At 64.2% G+C, this 18,215-nt stretch carries 24 protein-coding genes; 10 read left to right on the top strand and 14 right to left on the bottom strand.

The window, feature by feature from the left end; translation table 11 throughout:
* Positions 1–105 precede the first annotated feature (105 nt).
* The 3 genes from SAB01S_RS04520 to SAB01S_RS04510 all read left to right on the top strand — a co-directional run bounded on the left by SAB01S_RS04520 (position 106) and on the right by SAB01S_RS04510 (position 2,460).
* Positions 106–1,032, top strand: a complete 927-nt coding sequence (locus SAB01S_RS04520) for an RcnB family protein (RefSeq protein ID WP_062731934.1) — start codon at positions 106–108, stop codon at positions 1,030–1,032.
* 116 nt (positions 1,033–1,148) lie between these two features.
* On the top strand, positions 1,149–1,838 hold the full coding sequence (locus SAB01S_RS04515; RefSeq protein WP_062731933.1) for a prolyl hydroxylase family protein: 690 nt from the start codon (positions 1,149–1,151) through the stop codon (positions 1,836–1,838).
* Positions 1,839–1,989: 151 nt separating this feature from the next.
* A complete protein-coding gene (locus tag SAB01S_RS04510) occupies positions 1,990–2,460 on the top strand; it encodes an RcnB family protein (RefSeq protein WP_062731932.1) in 471 nt (156 codons plus the stop codon).
* 218 nt (positions 2,461–2,678) lie between these two features.
* Here the strand turns inward: SAB01S_RS04510 and SAB01S_RS04505 are convergent, their stop codons facing one another.
* Positions 2,679–4,259, bottom strand: a complete 1,581-nt coding sequence (locus SAB01S_RS04505; RefSeq protein ID WP_062731931.1) for a lysine--tRNA ligase — start codon at positions 4,257–4,259, stop codon at positions 2,679–2,681.
* 128 nt (positions 4,260–4,387) lie between these two features.
* On the opposite strand from SAB01S_RS04505, the gene SAB01S_RS04500 reads away from it, so the two are divergent.
* Genes SAB01S_RS04500 through SAB01S_RS04490 form a run of 3 tightly spaced genes read left to right on the top strand, consistent with a single transcriptional unit; the run spans position 4,388 to position 8,069 of the window.
* Positions 4,388–4,735 (top strand): PilZ domain-containing protein, encoded by a 348-nt coding sequence (locus tag SAB01S_RS04500; protein WP_062732094.1) that lies wholly within the window; start codon positions 4,388–4,390, stop codon positions 4,733–4,735.
* 41 nt (positions 4,736–4,776) lie between these two features.
* On the top strand, positions 4,777–7,524 hold the full coding sequence (locus SAB01S_RS04495) for an ATP-dependent DNA helicase (RefSeq protein ID WP_062731930.1): 2,748 nt from the start codon (positions 4,777–4,779) through the stop codon (positions 7,522–7,524).
* A gap of 2 nt (positions 7,525–7,526) precedes the next feature.
* Positions 7,527–8,069, top strand: coding sequence for a SixA phosphatase family protein (locus tag SAB01S_RS04490; protein WP_062731929.1), 543 nt, complete (start codon positions 7,527–7,529; stop codon positions 8,067–8,069).
* 17 nt (positions 8,070–8,086) lie between these two features.
* Here the strand turns inward: SAB01S_RS04490 and SAB01S_RS04485 are convergent, their stop codons facing one another.
* The 5 genes from SAB01S_RS04485 to rpmF all read right to left on the bottom strand — a co-directional run bounded on the left by SAB01S_RS04485 (position 8,087) and on the right by rpmF (position 11,152).
* Positions 8,087–8,428, bottom strand: coding sequence for a MerR family transcriptional regulator (locus SAB01S_RS04485; RefSeq protein ID WP_062731928.1), 342 nt, complete (start codon positions 8,426–8,428; stop codon positions 8,087–8,089).
* Between the two features lie 88 nt (positions 8,429–8,516).
* Positions 8,517–8,807 carry an integration host factor subunit alpha gene (locus tag SAB01S_RS04480; protein ID WP_031298885.1) on the bottom strand — a complete coding sequence of 97 codons (291 nt, stop codon included), beginning with the start codon at positions 8,805–8,807 and terminating at the stop codon, positions 8,517–8,519.
* A 94-nt stretch (positions 8,808–8,901) separates the two neighbouring features.
* Positions 8,902–9,882 (bottom strand): beta-ketoacyl-ACP synthase III, encoded by a 981-nt coding sequence (locus SAB01S_RS04475; RefSeq protein ID WP_062731927.1) that lies wholly within the window; start codon positions 9,880–9,882, stop codon positions 8,902–8,904.
* Positions 9,879–10,904: a phosphate acyltransferase PlsX gene (plsX, locus tag SAB01S_RS04470; protein WP_062731926.1), complete on the bottom strand. Its 1,026-nt coding sequence runs from the start codon at positions 10,902–10,904 to the stop codon at positions 9,879–9,881. The genes SAB01S_RS04475 and plsX overlap by 4 nt, the downstream gene beginning before the upstream one ends.
* Before the next feature lie 68 nt (positions 10,905–10,972).
* Positions 10,973–11,152 (bottom strand): 50S ribosomal protein L32, encoded by a 180-nt coding sequence (gene rpmF / locus SAB01S_RS04465; protein ID WP_031298882.1) that lies wholly within the window; start codon positions 11,150–11,152, stop codon positions 10,973–10,975.
* A gap of 220 nt (positions 11,153–11,372) precedes the next feature.
* Here rpmF and SAB01S_RS04460 point away from each other — a divergent pair, with 220 nt between their 5' ends.
* Positions 11,373–11,804: an MAPEG family protein gene (locus tag SAB01S_RS04460; protein WP_062731925.1), complete on the top strand. Its 432-nt coding sequence runs from the start codon at positions 11,373–11,375 to the stop codon at positions 11,802–11,804.
* Position 11,805: 1 nt separating this feature from the next.
* Here SAB01S_RS04460 and SAB01S_RS04455 read toward each other — a convergent pair whose 3' ends face one another.
* The 5 genes from SAB01S_RS04455 to SAB01S_RS04435 are packed head-to-tail and all read right to left on the bottom strand — an operon-like array spanning position 11,806 to position 14,770.
* The gene (locus SAB01S_RS04455; protein WP_062731924.1) at positions 11,806–12,465 is read right to left on the bottom strand and encodes an MBL fold metallo-hydrolase; all 660 of its coding nucleotides are present in this window, start codon (positions 12,463–12,465) and stop codon (positions 11,806–11,808) included.
* 38 nt (positions 12,466–12,503) lie between these two features.
* The gene (locus SAB01S_RS04450; RefSeq protein WP_062731923.1) at positions 12,504–12,929 is read right to left on the bottom strand and encodes an RrF2 family transcriptional regulator; all 426 of its coding nucleotides are present in this window, start codon (positions 12,927–12,929) and stop codon (positions 12,504–12,506) included.
* A 39-nt stretch (positions 12,930–12,968) separates the two neighbouring features.
* A complete protein-coding gene (locus SAB01S_RS04445; protein WP_439646657.1) occupies positions 12,969–13,979 on the bottom strand; it encodes a glycerophosphodiester phosphodiesterase in 1,011 nt (336 codons plus the stop codon).
* 38 nt (positions 13,980–14,017) lie between these two features.
* Complete coding sequence (locus SAB01S_RS04440) at positions 14,018–14,374, bottom strand: ArsC family reductase (protein ID WP_037543126.1); 357 nt, start codon at positions 14,372–14,374, stop codon at positions 14,018–14,020.
* Positions 14,375–14,389: 15 nt separating this feature from the next.
* Positions 14,390–14,770, bottom strand: coding sequence for a RidA family protein (locus tag SAB01S_RS04435; RefSeq protein ID WP_062732093.1), 381 nt, complete (start codon positions 14,768–14,770; stop codon positions 14,390–14,392).
* 135 nt (positions 14,771–14,905) lie between these two features.
* On the opposite strand from SAB01S_RS04435, the gene SAB01S_RS04430 reads away from it, so the two are divergent.
* Both SAB01S_RS04430 and SAB01S_RS04425 read left to right on the top strand, forming a co-directional pair.
* Positions 14,906–15,220 carry a hypothetical protein gene (locus SAB01S_RS04430; protein WP_062731921.1) on the top strand — a complete coding sequence of 105 codons (315 nt, stop codon included), beginning with the start codon at positions 14,906–14,908 and terminating at the stop codon, positions 15,218–15,220.
* Between the two features lie 176 nt (positions 15,221–15,396).
* The gene (locus tag SAB01S_RS04425) at positions 15,397–15,990 is read left to right on the top strand and encodes a thermonuclease family protein (protein ID WP_245646408.1); all 594 of its coding nucleotides are present in this window, start codon (positions 15,397–15,399) and stop codon (positions 15,988–15,990) included.
* A 43-nt stretch (positions 15,991–16,033) separates the two neighbouring features.
* Here the strand turns inward: SAB01S_RS04425 and SAB01S_RS04420 are convergent, their stop codons facing one another.
* Positions 16,034–16,633: a glycine zipper 2TM domain-containing protein gene (locus tag SAB01S_RS04420; protein WP_062731920.1), complete on the bottom strand. Its 600-nt coding sequence runs from the start codon at positions 16,631–16,633 to the stop codon at positions 16,034–16,036.
* Positions 16,634–16,832: 199 nt separating this feature from the next.
* Positions 16,833–17,060: a hypothetical protein gene (locus tag SAB01S_RS04415; protein ID WP_062731919.1), complete on the bottom strand. Its 228-nt coding sequence runs from the start codon at positions 17,058–17,060 to the stop codon at positions 16,833–16,835.
* A 169-nt stretch (positions 17,061–17,229) separates the two neighbouring features.
* Between SAB01S_RS04415 and SAB01S_RS04410 the strand changes: the two genes are divergently transcribed.
* Positions 17,230–17,448 (top strand): hypothetical protein, encoded by a 219-nt coding sequence (locus SAB01S_RS04410; protein ID WP_062731918.1) that lies wholly within the window; start codon positions 17,230–17,232, stop codon positions 17,446–17,448.
* Between the two features lie 19 nt (positions 17,449–17,467).
* Here SAB01S_RS04410 and SAB01S_RS04405 read toward each other — a convergent pair whose 3' ends face one another.
* Positions 17,468–18,214, bottom strand: a complete 747-nt coding sequence (locus tag SAB01S_RS04405; RefSeq protein WP_062731917.1) for an SDR family NAD(P)-dependent oxidoreductase — start codon at positions 18,212–18,214, stop codon at positions 17,468–17,470.
* Position 18,215: the final 1 nt, after the last annotated feature.

The following is an 18,215-nucleotide window of genomic DNA, read 5'->3' as shown; positions in this document are numbered from 1 at the left end:
ATTCTTTCATATTGCTGACATCAAGGTTCAGCCATCGCTCACTGTATATCGGATATAAGTCGATCATCAGGGACAAAGTGTCCCTTTAAAGAAAGTGCTGGACCCATGTTCAAGAAGATCATGCTGGCAGGATTGATGAGCGCCACGGTGCTGGGCGGCATTACGCCCGTTTACGCGCAGGAGCGTGCCCCACGGGGCGAACGGGGTGTTCGCAATGGGGATGGCGCCGCCATGTCGCGGGGAAATCGTATGAGCCAGCCGCGTGGCGACGCAAACCGCGTGCCCAGAGCGCAACCTCGGGCCGAACAGCCGCGTCAGATGGCGCCGGCAAGGCCTGACAATCGCCTGCGCGGCGACGCCGCCCTTGCCGTCGATCAGGCGCGCGAGCGGCGCAATCGATGGCAGGCCGGGCGTGCCGATCGCCGCGCGGACCTCGACAACCGCCGCGAGGATCGCCGGGACTGGCGTTCGGATCAACGGGATCAACGCCGCGACGACCGGCAGGACTGGCGTGCGGATCGCCGCGATGACCGGCGGGATCGCCGCGAGGACCGTCGCGACTGGCGCTCCGACCGACGCGATGATCGGGCCGATTGGCGCAGTGATCGTCGCGACGCTCGACCGGGTGACTCTCGTCCGGGTGACTGGCGCTGGACGGGCGGGCGTGAGCGCGTCGACGTGCGCCGTTACGACAATCGGACGCGGTGGACCAACCAGCGCCGCTGGGACAATGGCTGGCGTCAGGACCGTCGTTATGACTGGCGCAGCTATCGCAACCGCTATGGCGATCGCTACCGGGTCGGTCGCTACTATGCGCCACGCGGGTGGTCCTATGGCTATCGCTCCTTTTCGGTCGGCTTCTTCCTGAACGACCTGCTCTACGCCAATAATTACTGGATCAACGATCCCTACGCCTATCGCCTGCCACCAGCATATGGCTCGCTGCGCTGGATACGCTATTATGACGATGCGCTCTTGGTCGATATTCGCGACGGCTATGTCGTTGATGTCATTCGCGACTTTTTCTGGTGAGGCTCTGATCGTCTGAACTTGCTGCTTCCTGAACTGGCCTTCAGGAGTCCCTGGCCCCGGCGCGGTGACGCGTCGGGGTCTTTTCATGGCCCGCCTCCCTGTGGCAGGGAAAAGGCATGACGGCCTCTTTTGACGCAGACCCCGCCGATGATGGCGGTATCGCTTCTCCCACGCGTGCAGCCATAGGCGATGCCGTGCGCGCACGGCTGGAACGCAATCCGATGGTCAGCCGCATCGAAACGCCGCATCTCGACATATTCGGCCGGCAGGATTTTCTTAGTCCGGACGAATGCGCGGGACTGCGCAGCCTGATCGATGCCCATGCGCAGCCCTCGACGCTGTTTTCCGGCAGCGCCAATGCCGACTATCGCACCAGCCACAGCGGTAATTTATCACCATGGGACCCGCTGGTCGAAACCATCACCGCGCGGATTTGCGCCCTCACTGGCCTGCCTGCGGCCCATGGCGAAACCTTGCAGGGGCAGCGCTACACCCAGGGCCAGGAATATAAGGTCCATTGCGACTATTTCCCGGTCGCGGCGGATTATTGGCAGAAGATGCGCGGCACCGGTGGGCAGCGGACCTGGACCGCGATGATCTATCTGTCCGCGGTGGACGCCGGGGGAGAGACTCATTTTCCGCAATGCGAATTCATGGTGCCGCCGGTCGAGGGCATGATCCTGATCTGGAACAATATGAATAGCGACGGCGCGCCCAACCGCTTCAGCCTGCATGCCGCCCGACCCGTGGAGCGCGGGACCAAATATGTCGTCACCAAATGGTTTCGCGAGCGGCCGTGGCGCTGATCGGCTGATACATATTGCGACATAAATGACTGGAATCTGACGGCGCCATTCCCGGTCCGTTCAGACGCACGGGGCCATATCTCTCCTTACTGGCGCAGGAACCGGAAAGCCAAGCCGACGGTTCGACGCCAAGCTGAATGGGAGACCAAAGATGCGTAAACTGATCCTATTGGGCCTGCTGGCCGCCACCGTCGTCCCCAGTGTCGCTTCGGCCCAGTCCTATGGCGAAGCGCGCCGCAGCGAGCGGCAACTGCGCGAGGAAAAGCGCGATCTGCGCCAGGCGCAGCGCTATGGCGATCGCCGTGACGTTCGCGAGCAGCGCCGCGACGTGCGCGAAGCCCGTCGCGAAGTGCGCGAGGACTGGCGCGACTATCGCCGCAGCCATCGCAACGTCTATCGGGGCGGCAACTGGCGCGCGCCCTTTCGCTACACCGCCTGGAATACCGGCGCGCGGCTACGTCCGGCTTATTACAGCTCGCGCTATTATATCGCCGACCCCTATCGCTATCGCCTGCCCCGCCCTGGCGCGAACCTGCGCTGGGTCCGCCACTATAACGACGTACTGCTGGTGAACGTCCGCACCGGACGGGTGATGCAGGTGCATCGCGGTTTCTTCTGGTAAGCCAGCATACCAATAGCGCAGCGGCCCCGCTCCATATGGAGCGGGGCCGCTTTGCTGCGCATATCATTCAGATTGGCATCATTCCGCCCTTGGCCGCGCCGCCCGTTGCCGGGCGCACGCGGCCGATAATGCGCGCGAAGCGCATCATCAGTCCGAAAGGGGGGTGGACCACAGGGGCAAACGCCGTTTTGCGGCCATTGTTCCCCCATGTTGCCGGATCAGGCGGCCAGCGCCTCCGCGATCAGCTTGCGGCTGTTTTCGATGCCGTAAAGGGCGATGAAACTGCCCATGCGCGGCCCCTGATCCGCGCCAAGCAGCGTCTGATACAGCGCCTTGAACCAGTCACGCAATTCGGCAAATCCGAACGCTTCGTCCTTGCCAATGGCGTAGACGATATTCTGTATGTCCTCCGCAGATGCGTTGGCGGGTAGCGCCGCCAATTCCTCGTCGAGCCGCTTGAGCGCCGCCGCCTCATGCGCTTCGGGCGCACGGCGCCGGAGCGTCGGCGCAACGAAATCGCGATGATAGGCGAGCGCATGACCGATCAGCGCATCCAGTTCCGGATAAGTATCGACGCTGGCGCCCGGCACATAATTTTGCAGATAGCCCCAGACCTGTTCGCGGCTCGCATCGCCCATGACGCCGACTAGGTTCAGCAGCAGGCCAAAGGTTACGGGCAGCTCGCCCTGCGGCAGCTTGCCGTCATGGATATGATGCACCGGGTTGCCGAGTTGCTGATCGATCGTCTGGCGCGGATAATTGCCGCGGAACTGCCAATATTCGTCCACAGCGCGCGGGATCACACCCATGTGCAGCTGCTTGGCCTTTTTGGGTTCGCGATAAGCGTAGAAGGCAAGGCTTTCCTGCGGGCCATAGGTCAGCCATTGCTCAAGGCTGAGGCCATTGCCCTTTGACTTGGAAATCTTCTCGCCCTTTTCGTCGAGGAACATTTCGTAGTTGAAGCCTTCGGGCGGGCGTCCGCCGAGCGCGCGGCAAATCTTGGACGATTGCGTGACAGAATCGATCAGGTCCTTGCCCGCCATTTCATAGTCGACGCCCAGCGCATACCAGCGCATCGCCCAGTCGACCTTCCATTGCAGCTTGGCGCCGCCCGACAGGATCGACTGTTCGATCGTCTCGCCCTCATCCTCGAAGCGCACCAGGCCCGCTTCCGCATCGATCACCTCGACGGGGACCTGAAGGACGATGCCGCTCCTGGGGCTGATCGGCAGGACGGGCGAATAGGTCGCCTGCCGTTCCTTGCGCAGCGTCGGCAGCATGATGTCCATGATCGCCTGGTAGCGCCGCAGCACCTGACGCAACGCATCGTCGAACGCGCCGGCCTGATAGCGCTCGGTCGCGGAAACAAATTCATAGTCGAAGCCGAAGCGGTCGAGAAATTCCCGCAGCATCGCATTATTATGATGGGCGAAACTTTCGAACTTTTCGAACGGATCGGGCACCTGCGTCAGCGGCTTTCCCAGATGCGCATTGAGCATCGCCTGGTTGGGCACATTGTCGGGCACCTTGCGCAGCCCGTCCATGTCGTCACTGAACGCCACCAAGCGCGTCGGAATATCCGACAGCGCGTGATAGGCATTGCGCACCATCGTCGTACGCAGCACTTCGTTAAATGTGCCGATATGCGGCAGACCCGACGGGCCATAGCCGGTTTCGAACAGGATATGCCCTTTGTCCGGCGCGCCATTGGGATAGCGCTTCAGCAGCTTGCGCGCTTCTTCATAGGGCCAGGCCTTGGACGCCTGAGCGGCGGTGCGGAGCGGATCGGGCATAGTCATGATGGACAGCCCCTAGTCCCGCCGGCAAGGAAAGAAAACGCCTTTTGATGACAAAGGTCGACAGGAAGCATGCGCCGCTTTGCGTCATCGATGTACAATATGCTATAGTTGCGCGAAGTGGAGGCGATATGCACGTACAACGCGGCCATCAACGCGTGTCTGTCGAGATACCTGTCGTCGTGACGACCGTTCTGGATTGTCAGGACGGAGTGGTCATCGATCTGAGCGAGGGCGGCGCGCAGGTGTCGGGATGTTCCTTGCCTGCGGGGACATCCTGCCAGCTGGATCTGGATGGTCATATCACCTTTGGCCTGGTGCGATGGTCCGAAGAGGATCGCATCGGCATCCGTTTCCCTTATCCGCTTGCCGAAGGTCCCTTGTTCGACAAGCTGATGCTGGCGCGCGCGGCGCGCACCGAGGCCATGAGCGTGCCGCAGCGGGTACAGGGCGTCGGTTTTGGCCGTCGCATGGGCTGAAACAGGTTTTCCTTTTGTTCCCGCTGTTCTAAGCCGACGGGGTGATTGACCCCGCCTCCCTGCCAGCGCTCCACGCCAGCCATGGCGGCATCTGGCTTCGCGAAGAGGGCCGCACCATGGGCCTTGCCAAGGGCCAGGCCATCGCCCGCGCGGCCGAAACACCAGTTTTACTGCTCAATGCCCCGTTGACCGGTCAGCGACTGGGCTACCCAGAACTTAACGGCCTTGACCTGCTGGAGCTCTGGGCCTTTCTCCACCCCGCCCGCTTCCTGGTGCCAACGCCCAAGGGACTGGCGGCGGCGCTGAACCTGCCCGCGCCGGTGCAGGAAGGCGAGATTCCTGGCTTGCTGCAACAGGCCGCGACGCTGCTGCTGGACCGGCTGGAGGCGCCCGACTGGCCGGAGCGGGAAGGCGGCTGGACCGCGGCGCAGGCGCTGCATCGGCTGCGCTGGCCCTGGTCGCCACTGGTTGTGCCGCGCATCCCGCGCCCCAAGGACGCGGAGCGCTGGCTTTTTTCCAAATTGCCCGAATGGGAGGAGGCGCAGCCCCGCCCTGCCCCGCGCACCGTCACTCTGAACGAGGATCAGGTGCTGGCCCGGCTCGACGCGCTAACCGGTGCTGCGGCCGAGCCACGCCCCGGCCAGCGCGCCTATGCCGCCGCCGCCAGCGCGGCCTTCACCCCCAAGCGCCATCGTGATCAGCCCAATATGCTGCTGGCCGAAGCGGGCACGGGCATCGGCAAGACCCTGGGCTATTTAGCGCCCGCATCGCTCTGGGCCAGCGAAGCGCAGGGGACGGTATGGGTGTCCACCTATACCAAGGCGCTGCAACGCCAGCTTGATCGCGAATCCCTGCGGCTGTTTCCCGATCCGGCACTGGCGGCGAGGCGCGTCGTCGTCCGCAAGGGACGCGAAAATTATCTTTGCCTCCTCAATCTGGAGGATGCGTTGCAAGGCGGCTTTGCCGGGCGCGCGGCGATTTTGGCGCAACTGGTGGCGCGATGGGCGGCGTTTACCAAGGATGGCGACATGGTGGGCGGCGATCTTCCCGGCTGGCTGCCGACACTGTTCCGCCGCAACGGCTCCACCGCGCTCACCGACCGGCGCGGCGAGTGCATCTATGCCGGCTGTCCGCACTATCGCAAATGCTTCATCGAGCGCTCGGCCCGGGCGAGCGCGGACGCGGACATCGTTATCGCCAATCATGCGCTGGTCATGATCAACGCCGCGCGCGGACGCGAAACGGGGCAGCGGCCGCAGCGCATCATCTTCGACGAAGGCCATCATCTGTTCGACGCAGCCGATTCGACTTTTTCGGTAGCGCTGTCGGGCCAGGAAGCGATCGAGCTGCGCCGGTGGATCATGGGGCCTGAGGGCGGGTCGCGTGGCCGCAGGCGGGGCCTTGCCGCGCGCCTGTCCGATCTTGCCAGCTATGATGAGGAAGGCGGTCAGGCGATCCGCGCCGCCATCGACGCGGCGCAGGCGCTGCCGGCCGATGACTGGTTGAAACGCGTCGTGGCGGGCGAGCCATTCGGCCCATTGGAGGCGCTGCTCGCGGCGGTGCGCGGCACCGTCTACACCCGCGCCGCCGATGCGGGCGAAGCGGACGCCGGCTACGGACTGGAAACCGAACTGGCCGAACCCGACGGGGCATTGGTGGAAGCGGCGCAGGAGGCCGCGCTGGCGCTCGACGCGCTGATCAAGCCGCTGGTGCGCCTCGCCCGCCGGCTGGAAGCGGTCATCGAGGATGCGCCGGACTGGCTGGATGGCGCCGCGCGGGCGCGGGTGGAAGGCGCGATCGCATCGCTGGGCTGGCGGCGCGACCTGATCGCCGCCTGGCTGGCGCTGCTGGCGCGGATCGGCGGGCCGGCCGATCCCGACTTTGTCGACTGGATGACCGTCGACCGGGTCGAAGGGCGCGAATATGATATCGGCATCCACCGCCATTGGCTGGACCCGACCCGCCCCCTCGCCGAAACCGTGCTGAAACCCGCGCAGGGCGTGCTCATCACCTCGGCCACGCTCAAGGGCGGGGGCGAATGGGACAATGCCGAAGCCCGCGCCGGCGCGATCCACTTGCCCCATGGCGCGCAACGGTTCGAGGCAAGCAGCCCTTTCGACTATCCCGACCGGGCCGAAGTGCTGATCGTCACCGACATCAAGCGGGGCGACATCGCCGCGCTGTCGGGCGCCTATGGCCGGCTGATCGAGGCGGCGGGCGGTGGTACGCTGGGCCTGTTCACGGCCATTCGCCGGCTGCGCGCGGTCCATGCCCGCATCGCCGACCGGCTCGCCCGCGCAGGCCTGCCGCTCTATGCCCAGCATGTCGATCCGATGGACACCGGCACGCTGGTCGACATTTTTCGGGACGATCCGCGCGCGTCGCTGCTGGGCACGGATGCCTTGCGGGACGGGGTCGATGTGCCGGGCCATTCGCTGCGGCTGGTGGTGATGGAGGGCGTGCCATGGTCCAAGCCCACGGTGCTGCATGCCGCGCGACGGCTGGCGGGCGGGGGCAGCGCCTATGATGACCGGCTGATCCGCGCCCGGCTGGCGCAGGCCTTTGGCCGCCTGATCCGCCGAGCCGAGGATCGGGGCAGCTTCGTCATCCTGTCCGCCGCCATGCCCAGCCGTCTGCTCTCCGCCTTTCCGCCCGGAACACCCGTGCGCCGGCTGACCTTGGACGAAGCGATTATCGCCGTCAGCCGATCGGCCCGAAGCGAAAGCCTTGGCGAACGCGCCGCCATCGGGCATCAGGGGCACGAATCCGGCTTGCCCCGACAGGAGTGATAATGAAGCGGCTGACCCTGTTGCGTCACGCAAAGTCCGATTGGGACGATCCGGTCGCGCGCGATTTCGATCGCCCGCTCAACCAGCGTGGCGAAAAGGCCGCGCGACTGATGGGGCAGTTCGCCGCCCGCCAGTCGATGCGTTTCGATCAGCTGGTAGCCTCCCCCGCAGAACGCGTGGTGCAGACGCTGGACGCTTTTTTCACCGGCTATGGCGAAACGCTGGAGGCGCGCTGGGACCGGCGCATCTATCTCGCCTCGTCCGCGACGCTGTTCGACGTGGTCCGCGACTTGCCAGAGACGGCGGAGGCCGCGCTCATGTCAGGTCACAATCCCGGCTTTGAGGAACTGATTCTCGATCTGGTGCCCGATGACGGCAAAAGCGCCCTGCGCGATGATGTGGAGGTCAAATTCCCCACCGCCAGCCTGGCCGTCATGGAACTGGCGATCGACCGCTGGAGCGATGCGCGGCCCGGTGTCGCCACGCTCAAGAGCTTCACGCGGCCGCGGGACCTTGATCCGGCGCTGGGACCGGAGACGCGCTGAGCCAGCGCGCCGGTTGGTCAGACACCAAGCGCCCGCGCCAGCATGGCGCGCACCATTTCCAACTGGCTGAGCAGGGTTTCGGGTGCAACATCATTTGGCGGAGACGGCGGCGTGCGCCCGTCCCCTTCGCTTAGCGCCTTTTGCGCGCCCTTGACCGTGAAGCCCTCGACGCTCAACAGATGATGGATGCGCCGCGCCAGCTCCACGTCGTCGGGTCGGTAATAGCGGCGGTTGCCCGCGCGTTGCAGCGGCCGCAACGCGGGGAAACGCGTTTCCCAATAGCGCAGGATATGTTGGGGCACGTCGAGTTCAGCGGACAACTCGCTGATCGTCAGAAATGCCCCCTCCGCCTTTTTCATGACGGCAATGTTGCACCCGTCCCCACAAGGGCGTCAACTGCAACCGACGGCGTCCGACAGGAAAAAGCGGCGGATAAACCTGCGCTTGTCAGGCGACGCGGTCGCGCATGGTCTGGCTGGCGCGGAATGTCAGCACCCGGCGTGGCTCGATCGGCACTTCCACACCGGTCTTGGGATTGCGACCCATGCGCTGGGTCTTGTCCCGCAGCACGAACGTGCCAAAGCTGGAAATCTTCACATTTTCGCCGCGCTCCAGCGCGTCCGACATATGGTCCAGGATGGATTCGACCAACGCTGCCGCTTCCGCGCGCGACAATCCGACATGGCGATTGAGGCTTTCCGCCAGATCCGCCCGCGTCAATGTGCTTGTTTCGCCCATATTGGTCCCCTCTCGACCGATTGCATCAGTCACCCCCCGATGACCAGCGGCAAATTTGACCGATTCCCGCTGATTCGGCAAGCCGCACCAATGGTCATAGGCGAAGGACGCAGGCACCCCAGGTAAAGCCGCCACCCATGGCTTCCAGCACGACGAGGTCGCCCGCCTTGATCCGCCCGTCGCGCATCGCCAGGTCAAGCGCCAGCGGAACCGACGCGGCCGATGTATTGGCGTGCCGATCGACCGTCACGATCACGCGCTCGGCAGGCAGCTTGAGCTTGCGCGCGGTCGCATCGAGAATGCGGGCATTGGCCTGATGCGGCACCAGCCAGTCGATGTCGCTCGCGGCCAGGCCAGCCACGCCCATGACTTCGTTCAGCACCGACGCCAGATTGACCACGGCATGGCGGAACACTTCCTGCCCCTTCATGCGCAGCTTGCCGACCGTGCCCGTGGTCGACGGACCGCCATCGACATAGAGAAGCTGGTTGTGCCGGCCATCGGCGTGCAGTTTCGATGCCAGGATGCCGCGCGCGGAACGGGGATCAGTGGTGGCGCTTTCCTCCGCCCCCAGCACGATCGCGCCCGCGCCGTCGCCGAACAGGACGCAGGTCGTGCGGTCTTCCCAGTCGAGAATGCGGCTGAAGGTTTCCGACCCGATCACCAGCGCGCGCTGGGCCGCGCCCGACCGGATCATGCTGTCAGCGACGGTGACGGCGTAAAGAAAGCCCGAACACACCGCGGCGACATCGAAGGCGACACAATCATCAATGCCCAGCGCTGCCTGCACCTTCGTCGCGGTGGCGGGAAAAGTCTGGTCGGGCGTTGCCGTTGCCAGGATGATGAGGTCGACATCCTGCGCGGCCAAGCCAGCAGCGTCCAGCGCAGCCTTGGCGGCGTCTGTCGCCAGCGTGGCGGTGGTTTCCCCCTCGCCCGCTATATGGCGCATGCGGATGCCCGTGCGCTCGACAATCCACTCGTCGCTGGTGTCCACCGTCTCGGTCAGTTCGGCATTGGTGACGACACGCTTGGGCAGGGCGGAACCTGTCCCCAGGAGAATGGAACGACGGATCACTTGACGGGCTGCTCCAGCTTCGATGCGACGGCGCCCAGTCCTTCGACGCCCGCCATATCGGCGGCGATGCGACGGGTAATATCTTCTTCCAGCAGGCGCGCCGCGACATGGACGGCATTGGCGACGCCCTTTTCGTCCGCGCTGCCATGGCTTTTCACCACGACGCCGTTGAGGCCCAGGAACACCGCGCCATTATGATTATTCGGGTCCAGATGATGCTTGAGCATATACATGGCCGGCTTTGAAATCAGGAAGCCGATCTTGGACCGGATCGAGCTGGTAAAGGCCTTGCGCAGCACGTCGGTGACGAAGCGGGCCGTGCCTTCGGCCGTCTTGAGCGCGACATTGCCGGAAAAACCATCGCACACGATGACGTCGCTGTCCCCGCGCGCGATCTTGTCGCCTTCGGTGAAGCCGTCGAACTGGAGCGAGAGGTCGTTGGCGGCGCGCAGAACGGCGGCCGCATCGCGAATTTCGTCCGTGCCCTTCAGCTCTTCGGTGCCGATGTTGAGCAGGCGGACGCGCGGCCGCTCAAGGTCAAAGGCGATACGGGCATAGGCCGCGCCCATCACCGCGAACTGCACCAGGTTGCGGGCATCGCATTCGGTGTTCGCGCCCAGATCCAGCATGATGGCGTCATTGTCGCCCAGCGTGGGCAGCATTGCTGCCAGTGCTGGCCGGTCGACGCCGGGCATGGTGCGCAGCGCCAGCTTCGCCATCGCCATCAGCGCGCCGGTGTTGCCGGCAGATACTGCCGCGCCGGCGTCACCCGCCTTCACTGCGGCGATCGCCATTGCCATGGAGCTGGTCTTTTTGCGAACAGCGACGCTCGGCTTGTCCGATCCATCCACGACGCTGTCGCTATGCACGACATCCGACGCCGCCCGCAAATTGGGATGACGGTCGAGCGCGGCCTTGATCCGCGCTTCGTCGCCGAACAGGGTGAACCGCAGGCCTTCGTGACGATGGCGGGCCAAAGCGGCCCCGGCCATCATCACACGCACGCCTTCGTCCCCGCCCATCGCGTCGATTGCGATTCGCGGTTGTCTGGACACTGTCAGGTCACCCCTTTGCGGAGTAGAGAATGGGCTCAGGCCCCGACGGCGACGACTTCGCGGCCGTTATAGTGTCCGCAGGCGTCGCACAGATTGTGCGGGCGCTTGAGTTCACCGCAGTTGGAGCATTCCTGATAAGCCTCGACGCGCAGCGCGTCATGGCTGCGGCGCATGCCGCGACGGGAGGGAGAAGTTTTCCGCTTGGGGACAGCCATGTCGGCACCTTGTTCCGTGTAATGATCTGGTTGTGCGACTGGCCGGTTTCCGATGGGATGCCGACGCCAACGGCGCCGCAGACCCATGCGGCCCGGGTGATCGCGAAGCCCTGCGCCTATAGCGCTTTTTGCCGGTCACGCAACCCCTTCCTTCCTTTGCGCTTGCCCGGCCCGCCCCGCGCGATAGGGTGCGCGCATCCAGATACAGGGGGAATGACGGATGCTGCTGCCGATCACATTGACCTTTGCCGCCGCCTGCGCGCTGCTCAATCTGTGGCTCGCGATTCGCTGCGCGCGGTTCCGCATTTCGGACAAGATCATGCATGGCGACGCCGGCCACGCGCTGCTCGCCAAACGGATGCGAGCACATGCCAATTTCATCGAATATACGCCGATCGTCCTCATCCTCTTTGCGTTGACCGAACTGGCGGCCGGGCCTTCGCTCTGGCTGTGGATCGGTGCGCTGGCCTATATATTGGCGCGGATCGCCCATGGCATCGGCATGGACGCGGACAAGCCGACCGCCTGGCGCGCGGGCGGAGCGCTCGTCACCTGGATCGTCATGCTGTTGCTCGCAGGCGCGGCACTGGCTCTGGCCTATCAGCACACCCGCGAGGTTCCCGTGCCGCCCGCTTTGGCCGCGCAGGTCTAGGTCAGCGCGCCAGCACCGAATCGGCGACGAACGGATTGGTGCGGCGTTCATGGGCAAAATTGCTCATCGGCCCATGACCGGGAACAAAGGCGGTTTCTCCGCCCAGCGGCCACAGCTTTCCCGTGATGGCGTCGATCAATTGCTGATGATCGCCGCGCGGAAAGTCGGTGCGGCCGATCGCCCCCTGGAACAGCACGTCGCCGACGATCGCCAGCTTGCTGGGCGCATGGTGGAACACGACATGGCCGGGCGTATGGCCAGGGCAATGATAGACGTCCAGCGTCAGGTGGCCGACCGTCACTTGGTCGCCATCCGCCAGCCAGCGATCCGGCTCGAAACTCTCCCCCGGCACGTTCCAGCGCTGGCCATCCTGCGCCAGCCGCTCGATCCAGAACCGGTCCTCCTCATGCGGCCCCTCGATGGGGACGCCCAGATCGCGCGCTAGGACGCCCGCCTGTCCGCAATGATCGATATGCCCATGGGTGATGAGCAGCTTCTCGATGGTCACGCCATGCTGCTGCGCCGCTTTCTTGAGCATCGGCAGGTCCCCACCCGGATCGACGAAAGCGCCGCGCATCGTGTCCGTGCACCACAACAGCGTGCAATTCTGCTGCAACGGTGTAACGGGGATCAGGGCGGCTTTGAGTGGCGGGTTGGTCATGCCCCCGATGTGGCGAAACCACGCGCGCCGCGCAAGGGTCAGTCCTCCGCCCCCAGCGGGATCGGCTCAGCCAGGCTGATGCCGTCCAGCACTTTGGCAGTTTCGTCGCGCACACGCAGCATGATCCGATGCAGCCGGCACTCGCTTTCGGGCAGGCAATTGGTGCAGCTTTCATGCGCGAAACGGCTGGCGCAGGGGGTCAGAGCCAGCGATCCACGGGTCAGCCGGACGATATCGCCATAGCTTACATCGACTGGCGCCAGCGCCAGCCAATAGCCGCCGTCCCTGCCCCGCTGCGTAGCTACCAGCCCCTCGCGTGACAATTCGGACAGGATCACCGTCAGGAATTTGGCCGGAATATTTTGCCGCGTCGCGATCTCGTTCAGCGGCACGGGCCCTTGGCGGTAACGATCGGCGAGATGCTGGAGAGCGCGGATGGCGTAACGGGTCTTCTGAGACAGCATGGCCCCGTTATTCGCGTCCGCCCGCCATTTGACAAGCGCTTAGGGTGCGGCAGTGATCGCCGCGCGCGCCTGCCCCGGAAAGTCAGTGAAAAAGCCGTCGACCCCGGCCGCGACGATCGCATGGACATAGCCGGCAAAGTCGCCGCGTCCTTCGGGATCGTCGCCGCGCTGATATTGGGCCGGCAGGAAAGGATTTTCCATTCGCAGCGTCCAGACATGCACCTGCAAGCCTGCGTCATGCGCGCGGCCGACCAGCGCCGTCGCGCCTTCGGGTGCGATCACCAGCGTGGCGGACGGGCCGATGCCATCGGCATAGGTCGCAATCTCCGTCAGGCCCTGCACCGTCAGCATGTCGTCATAGCTCGTGCCGGGCATATCGGCTGGCCCGCCCTGCGCATCGACCAGCTGGATGAGGCGCAGCCGCGTGGCGGCGCGCAGCGCCTTCAGATTGCCGACCTCGAACGACTGGATGAAGACCGGATCGGCCTGCGTCATATAGCCATAGCGGCTGAGCAGATCGAGCAACGGCGCCTGATGGGGCAGACCGATGCCCGCAAAATAGCCGGGATGCTTGGTTTCGGGATAGAGGCCGATGCGCCGGCCAGTCTCCGCCTCCTTGGCGCGGACCAGCTTCAGAATCTCCTCGAATGTCGGGATTTGGTAGAGCGCATCATAGCGCTTGTTAGCCGGACGCAGGTCGGGCAGGCGTTCGCGCGCGCGCAATGTGCGCAGTTCCGCCAAGGTGAAGTCCTCGGTGAACCAGCCCGCCATTTCGACGCCGTCGATGACCTTGGTCGTCTTGCGATCGGCAAATTCGGGATGATCGGCGACGTCCGTCGTCCCGCCAATCTCATTTTCGTGGCGGGCGACCAGCACGGCGTCCTTGGTCAGTACCAGATCGGGTTCGATATAATCCGCGCCCTGGTCGATCGCGCGCTCATAGGCGGCCAGCGTATGTTCGGGCCGCTCGCCGCTCGCGCCGCGATGCGCGATGATGATGGGATCAGCGCTTGGCGCCGCCCGAAGCATCGAGAAAGGGAGGAGACTCATCAGAACAATCAGCCCTAATTGCGCCAGCCCCCGCATGCTCACGCCTTCACACCGTGCAGCGCATTTTCATAGGTCGTCGCCTTGAACCCGACGATCGTGCCTTTGCCAGTGTCCAGGATCGGGCGCTTGATCATGGAGGGGTTGGCCATCATCAGCAAGATCGCCTTGTCCGCATCGATATGCGCCTTGTCGCCCGCATCCAGCGCCTTGAAGGTCGTGCCGGAGCGGTTGAGGATGGTTTCCCAGCCATGCTCCATCACCCATTCCTCCAGCCGGTCCTTGTCGACGCCCGACACCTTATAGTCGTGGAAGCTGTAGGGGACGCGCTCATTGTCCAGCCAGTTACGGGCCTTCTTGATGGTGTCGCAATTCTTGATGCCGTACATGGTAATCATGATGCTGTGCTCCTGTCACCCTTTGAATGCGGTGACTTCGATCTCGATCTTCATGTCCGGCTTGACCAGCCCGGCGATGACGCAGCTTGCCGCGGGACGGATGTCGCCGAAGACGGGGCCGGCGATGTCGCCCATCACGTCCCAATAGGCAGCGTCGGTGATATAATAAGTGACGCGCACCACATCCGCGAAGGAAAAGCCCGCCTCCTCCAGCGCCCTGCCGATCGTCTGCAGCGCGTTGCGCCCTTGCTCGACCACGTCATCAGGCATCGTCTTGGTGTTCGGGTCCGTGCCGGTCGTGCCGGCGACGAAACACCAATCGCCCTGGACGACGGCACGCGAATAGCCGACCTGCGCCTCGAAAGGCGAGCCGGAGGAAATGAGCTGGCGAGGCATGGAGGGTTCCTGCTGCAGTGCGAAAGGATCGCGAGGCGCTTTGCCCCCTCCTCCACGCTCTGTCCAGCGCTTTTCCCGGAACAGCCGCCGCGGCCGGCCGTTCATGAAGGCCGTATAGTTGACAGGAGACGCATCATGGACCGCCCCGCCCCCGATCGCGAGATGGAAGAGAATAGCGAACAGGCCGAAGCAGGCACCCAGGCGCAGGACGTGGCCGATGATGCCGCCACCCGCAGCATCGACCTCAGCGAAGATAGCGAGCGGGGCGGCAGGACCGATCCGGCGCAGCTGGTGCCCGACGATACAGAGGATCTGGTGGAAAAGATGAACGCGATGAACCGGTCTGGCCAGATCGACATGGATGCCTTTGCCGGCGAGCCGCAAATGGACGATGAAGAAGATATTCTGGGCGCGACGGAAGACGCGGGCGATGAGGACGGAATGCCTTGAGCATCCCAAGGGGGGAGCCGCGATTGCCGTTCTCGTCCGTTTCGGATGCTTGCGCAGCGGCGCGCACACGGCGCCCGGCAGATGTCATGCCACATCTTCCCCGGTCCCTTCCATGCTGGCGTTAAGATGACGCAGTCTTAACGCCTTATTTGGTCCTGCCATGGCAAAGCGGGACCATGGCGACAGGATTTTCTCGCGACAATAAACGGCATCGGCTTGCCGACAATCATCGCGACAGCTGGTCACGCAGCGGGGCCGCTGCCAGGCTTCGCCCGAGGCGGGTCGAACGAGGGGTCAGCGGACCGTCGGTCGTTTATATGCTGTGCATCGGCCTGCTGCTTGGCTGGTATGGCCCGGTCTGGCTGGACATGACTTGGCAAAATGATAGTCCTGCCGTCTCGCTCGCCGCACCTCCCGACATGCTGACCGCAACCTTTGGTTTCTGCCACAGCGGCGGCGGCATCAACTGCATCGTCGATGGCGACACATTCTGGTTTCAGGGTGCGAAATATCGCATTGCCGATATCGACACGCCCGAAACTCACGGCCCCCGCTGCCCGGCCGAAGCGGCGCTGGGCGCGCAAGCGACTCGCCGATTGCAGAGCCTGATGAACGCGGGCGCATTTTCGCTGGAGCGGGGCGAGCGCGATACTGATCGCTATGGCCGCTCGCTCCGCATTGTCACGCGCAGCGGAGAGTCGATCGGGGGCATGTTGGTCGCCGAGGGGCTGGCGCGAAAATGGGATGGCGCGCGCCATCCCTGGTGCTGAAGCGGGAAGGCGTTACGAAACCCAACCCCTTCCCGCCGTCGCCTCAGCGACAGTTCAATCCGCCCCGATCAATTTCCCGGCCAAGCAGGGCGCCGGCACCACCGCCGATGAGAACGCCCGCTATGTTGGACTGACCCCGGTCGATCTGGCTGCCCAGCAGGCCGCGGAGCGCCGCGCCGACAATCAGGCCGGTCGTGCCGTCCGAACGGCGGCAATAATAGCGGTCGTCATAACCGCGATAGATGCGCGTGCGGCGATCGACCCGGATCGGCGCGTAGCCGGTCCGATAATAGCGGTCCGGACGATAGAAGCGGCCATAGCGCGGATCGGGCCGGTTCCAGTCGTAACGATAGACGACGCGGCCGGGCCGGCGGTAACTGGCGCGACGGTCCCCCCGCCAGTCGCGTCGCGCCTCACGCACGTCCCGGCGATAGTCACGCTGCGCGCGGCGTTGATCCTGCACATAGCGCCGCTGCGCCTGGCGACTGTCGCGGCGATAATCCCGGCGGGCATCGCGGACATCCCTGCGATGCTCGCGTGCCTTATGGCCCGGTTGGGCCAGCGCCGGCGCGGCGGTGATACCGGTCAGGGTCATGGCGCCCAGAGACAGCGCCGCAAGGACGCGCTTGAACGGGGTCATCATGGCTCGAAGCTCCTTGAATCATGTCATGGGTTGAGAACTCCCGCTTTTGAAACATGTTGCATGAACGTCACAAAACCGACCGTTCAGGCAAAGGACAGTGCGGTCTGGCTTTGCGTTACTCAACAATGGGTCAGAACGGCCTGCGCCGAGCAACCGCGTGAAAAAGCATGACCAGTCCGCCCACAGCAAAGTCACGACTTCAATCGCCGCCCCGCTCGGGCGCCGCAAAGGTGTTTGGACTACTCAGCACGACACGCTGTGCCTGCGTACGATCGTTACAATGGTGGCAATGGGCCTGATCGAACAGCGTTTCGATCACCCAATCTTGCGCCGCGAGATCCCAAATGGCCCGCGCATCGCGCGTCACATGATCGCTGCCGCAGATATGGCAGATATAAGCATGGCGGATCGGTCCGGAGAGTGGCATGGCGCGACCTTATCGCCCCTACCGCCAAATTGGCGACAATCTGCGCCGTTTTGGACCAAAATGCGCACTCACCGCCTCGGGTCATCCGATTTTTTGGAGATATGGGGAACATCATGGGTCGGGCCGCCTTCCGGTCATGATATAAGCACGACTCAGAAGGAGACGACGCATGACCATAGCCCGTTTCGAGGATGATCCTGCTGCAGACGGCTGGAGCCCGCTCTTTCAGCTTTGGCAAATGCCCTGGCAGATGACGATGCAATGGTGGGATTTCTATACGCAGGCGCTACAGGTTTCCGGCCTGCACTTTCCTTATGGCAAGGCGCTCACCATGCCCAAGGAGCAGGAACCGCTGGATGTCGAGGAGGCGGAAGGGCTTTGCGCCTGACGGCGACCGGCCCAGCCTATTATTCCCGCGCGACCTGAAATCCGGCGAAGGATTGGCTGACCGGCATCAGTTCCAGCCGATTGATGTTGAGATGGGGCGGCAGGGTTGCGACCCAGAGCAGGGTCTGGGCAATATCCTCCCCCGTCATCGGGTCAGCGCCGCCATAAAGCGTGTCGGACGCGGCCTGGCTGCCGGTGCGCACCAGGGTAAATTCGGTTTCGACCATGCCCGGCTCGATCGAGGTGACGCGCACCCCCGTGCCATGCAGATCGGATCGCAGGCCCAGCGAAAATTGCTGCACGAACGCCTTGGTCCCGCCATAGACATTGCCGCCGGGATAGGGATAGGTCGCCGCCACTGAGCTTAGGTTGATGATTGCGCCCTTGCGCTCGACCAGACGCGGCAGCAGCTTGTGAGTCATGGCGATAAGGCCATTGATATTGGTGTCGATCATCTGTCGCCATTGCGCCAAATCCGCCCGCTGAGCAGGCGCGGTTCCGAGCGCCAGTCCCGCATTATTGATCAACAGGTCGACAGCCTGAAACTCCGGCGGCAGCGATGCCAGCGCCTCGTCGATCGCCGCCTCATCACGCATGTCGAAGGCCAGGCCGTGCATCTGCGCGCCGATCTCCGCCGCGAGCGCCTCCAGCCGATCCGCCCGACGGCCCGTACCGATCACGCGCCATCCCGCCTGGGCAAAAGCGCGCGCAGCTGCTTCACCAATGCCTGCGGTCGCGCCGGTGATGAGGACGGTCCTGTCTGTCATG

Source organism: Sphingobium abikonense NBRC 16140 (genome assembly GCF_001598335.1).
GTDB lineage: Bacteria > Pseudomonadota > Alphaproteobacteria > Sphingomonadales > Sphingomonadaceae > Sphingobium > Sphingobium abikonense.
Note: the sequence above shows the minus strand (reverse complement) of the source record. Positions and strands in the feature narration are given on the sequence as shown.

Bases quoted from the DNA above. Each gene is read 5' to 3' on its own strand.
- SAB01S_RS04520 (WP_062731934.1), top strand. From the start codon at position 106: ATGTTCAAGAAGATCATGCTGGCAGGATTGATGAGCGCCACGGTGCTG.
- SAB01S_RS04515 (WP_062731933.1), top strand. From the start codon at position 1,149: ATGACGGCCTCTTTTGACGCAGACCCCGCCGATGATGGCGGTATCGCT.
- SAB01S_RS04510 (WP_062731932.1), top strand. From the start codon at position 1,990: ATGCGTAAACTGATCCTATTGGGCCTGCTGGCCGCCACCGTCGTCCCC.
- SAB01S_RS04505 (WP_062731931.1), bottom strand. From the start codon at position 4,259: ATGACTATGCCCGATCCGCTCCGCACCGCCGCTCAGGCGTCCAAGGCC.
- SAB01S_RS04500 (WP_062732094.1), top strand. From the start codon at position 4,388: ATGCACGTACAACGCGGCCATCAACGCGTGTCTGTCGAGATACCTGTC.
- SAB01S_RS04490 (WP_062731929.1), top strand. From the start codon at position 7,527: ATGAAGCGGCTGACCCTGTTGCGTCACGCAAAGTCCGATTGGGACGAT.
- SAB01S_RS04485 (WP_062731928.1), bottom strand. From the start codon at position 8,428: ATGAAAAAGGCGGAGGGGGCATTTCTGACGATCAGCGAGTTGTCCGCT.
- SAB01S_RS04480 (WP_031298885.1), bottom strand. From the start codon at position 8,807: ATGGGCGAAACAAGCACATTGACGCGGGCGGATCTGGCGGAAAGCCTC.
- plsX (WP_062731926.1), bottom strand. From the start codon at position 10,904: ATGGGCGGGGACGAAGGCGTGCGTGTGATGATGGCCGGGGCCGCTTTG.
- rpmF (WP_031298882.1), bottom strand. From the start codon at position 11,152: ATGGCTGTCCCCAAGCGGAAAACTTCTCCCTCCCGTCGCGGCATGCGC.
- SAB01S_RS04460 (WP_062731925.1), top strand. From the start codon at position 11,373: ATGCTGCTGCCGATCACATTGACCTTTGCCGCCGCCTGCGCGCTGCTC.
- SAB01S_RS04455 (WP_062731924.1), bottom strand. From the start codon at position 12,465: ATGACCAACCCGCCACTCAAAGCCGCCCTGATCCCCGTTACACCGTTG.
- SAB01S_RS04450 (WP_062731923.1), bottom strand. From the start codon at position 12,929: ATGCTGTCTCAGAAGACCCGTTACGCCATCCGCGCTCTCCAGCATCTC.
- SAB01S_RS04445 (WP_439646657.1), bottom strand. From the start codon at position 13,979: ATGAGTCTCCTCCCTTTCTCGATGCTTCGGGCGGCGCCAAGCGCTGAT.
- SAB01S_RS04440 (WP_037543126.1), bottom strand. From the start codon at position 14,374: ATGATTACCATGTACGGCATCAAGAATTGCGACACCATCAAGAAGGCC.
- SAB01S_RS04435 (WP_062732093.1), bottom strand. From the start codon at position 14,770: ATGCCTCGCCAGCTCATTTCCTCCGGCTCGCCTTTCGAGGCGCAGGTC.
- SAB01S_RS04430 (WP_062731921.1), top strand. From the start codon at position 14,906: ATGGACCGCCCCGCCCCCGATCGCGAGATGGAAGAGAATAGCGAACAG.
- SAB01S_RS04425 (WP_245646408.1), top strand. From the start codon at position 15,397: ATGGCGACAGGATTTTCTCGCGACAATAAACGGCATCGGCTTGCCGAC.
- SAB01S_RS04420 (WP_062731920.1), bottom strand. From the start codon at position 16,633: ATGATGACCCCGTTCAAGCGCGTCCTTGCGGCGCTGTCTCTGGGCGCC.
- SAB01S_RS04415 (WP_062731919.1), bottom strand. From the start codon at position 17,060: ATGCCACTCTCCGGACCGATCCGCCATGCTTATATCTGCCATATCTGC.
- SAB01S_RS04410 (WP_062731918.1), top strand. From the start codon at position 17,230: ATGACCATAGCCCGTTTCGAGGATGATCCTGCTGCAGACGGCTGGAGC.
- SAB01S_RS04405 (WP_062731917.1), bottom strand. From the start codon at position 18,214: ATGACAGACAGGACCGTCCTCATCACCGGCGCGACCGCAGGCATTGGT.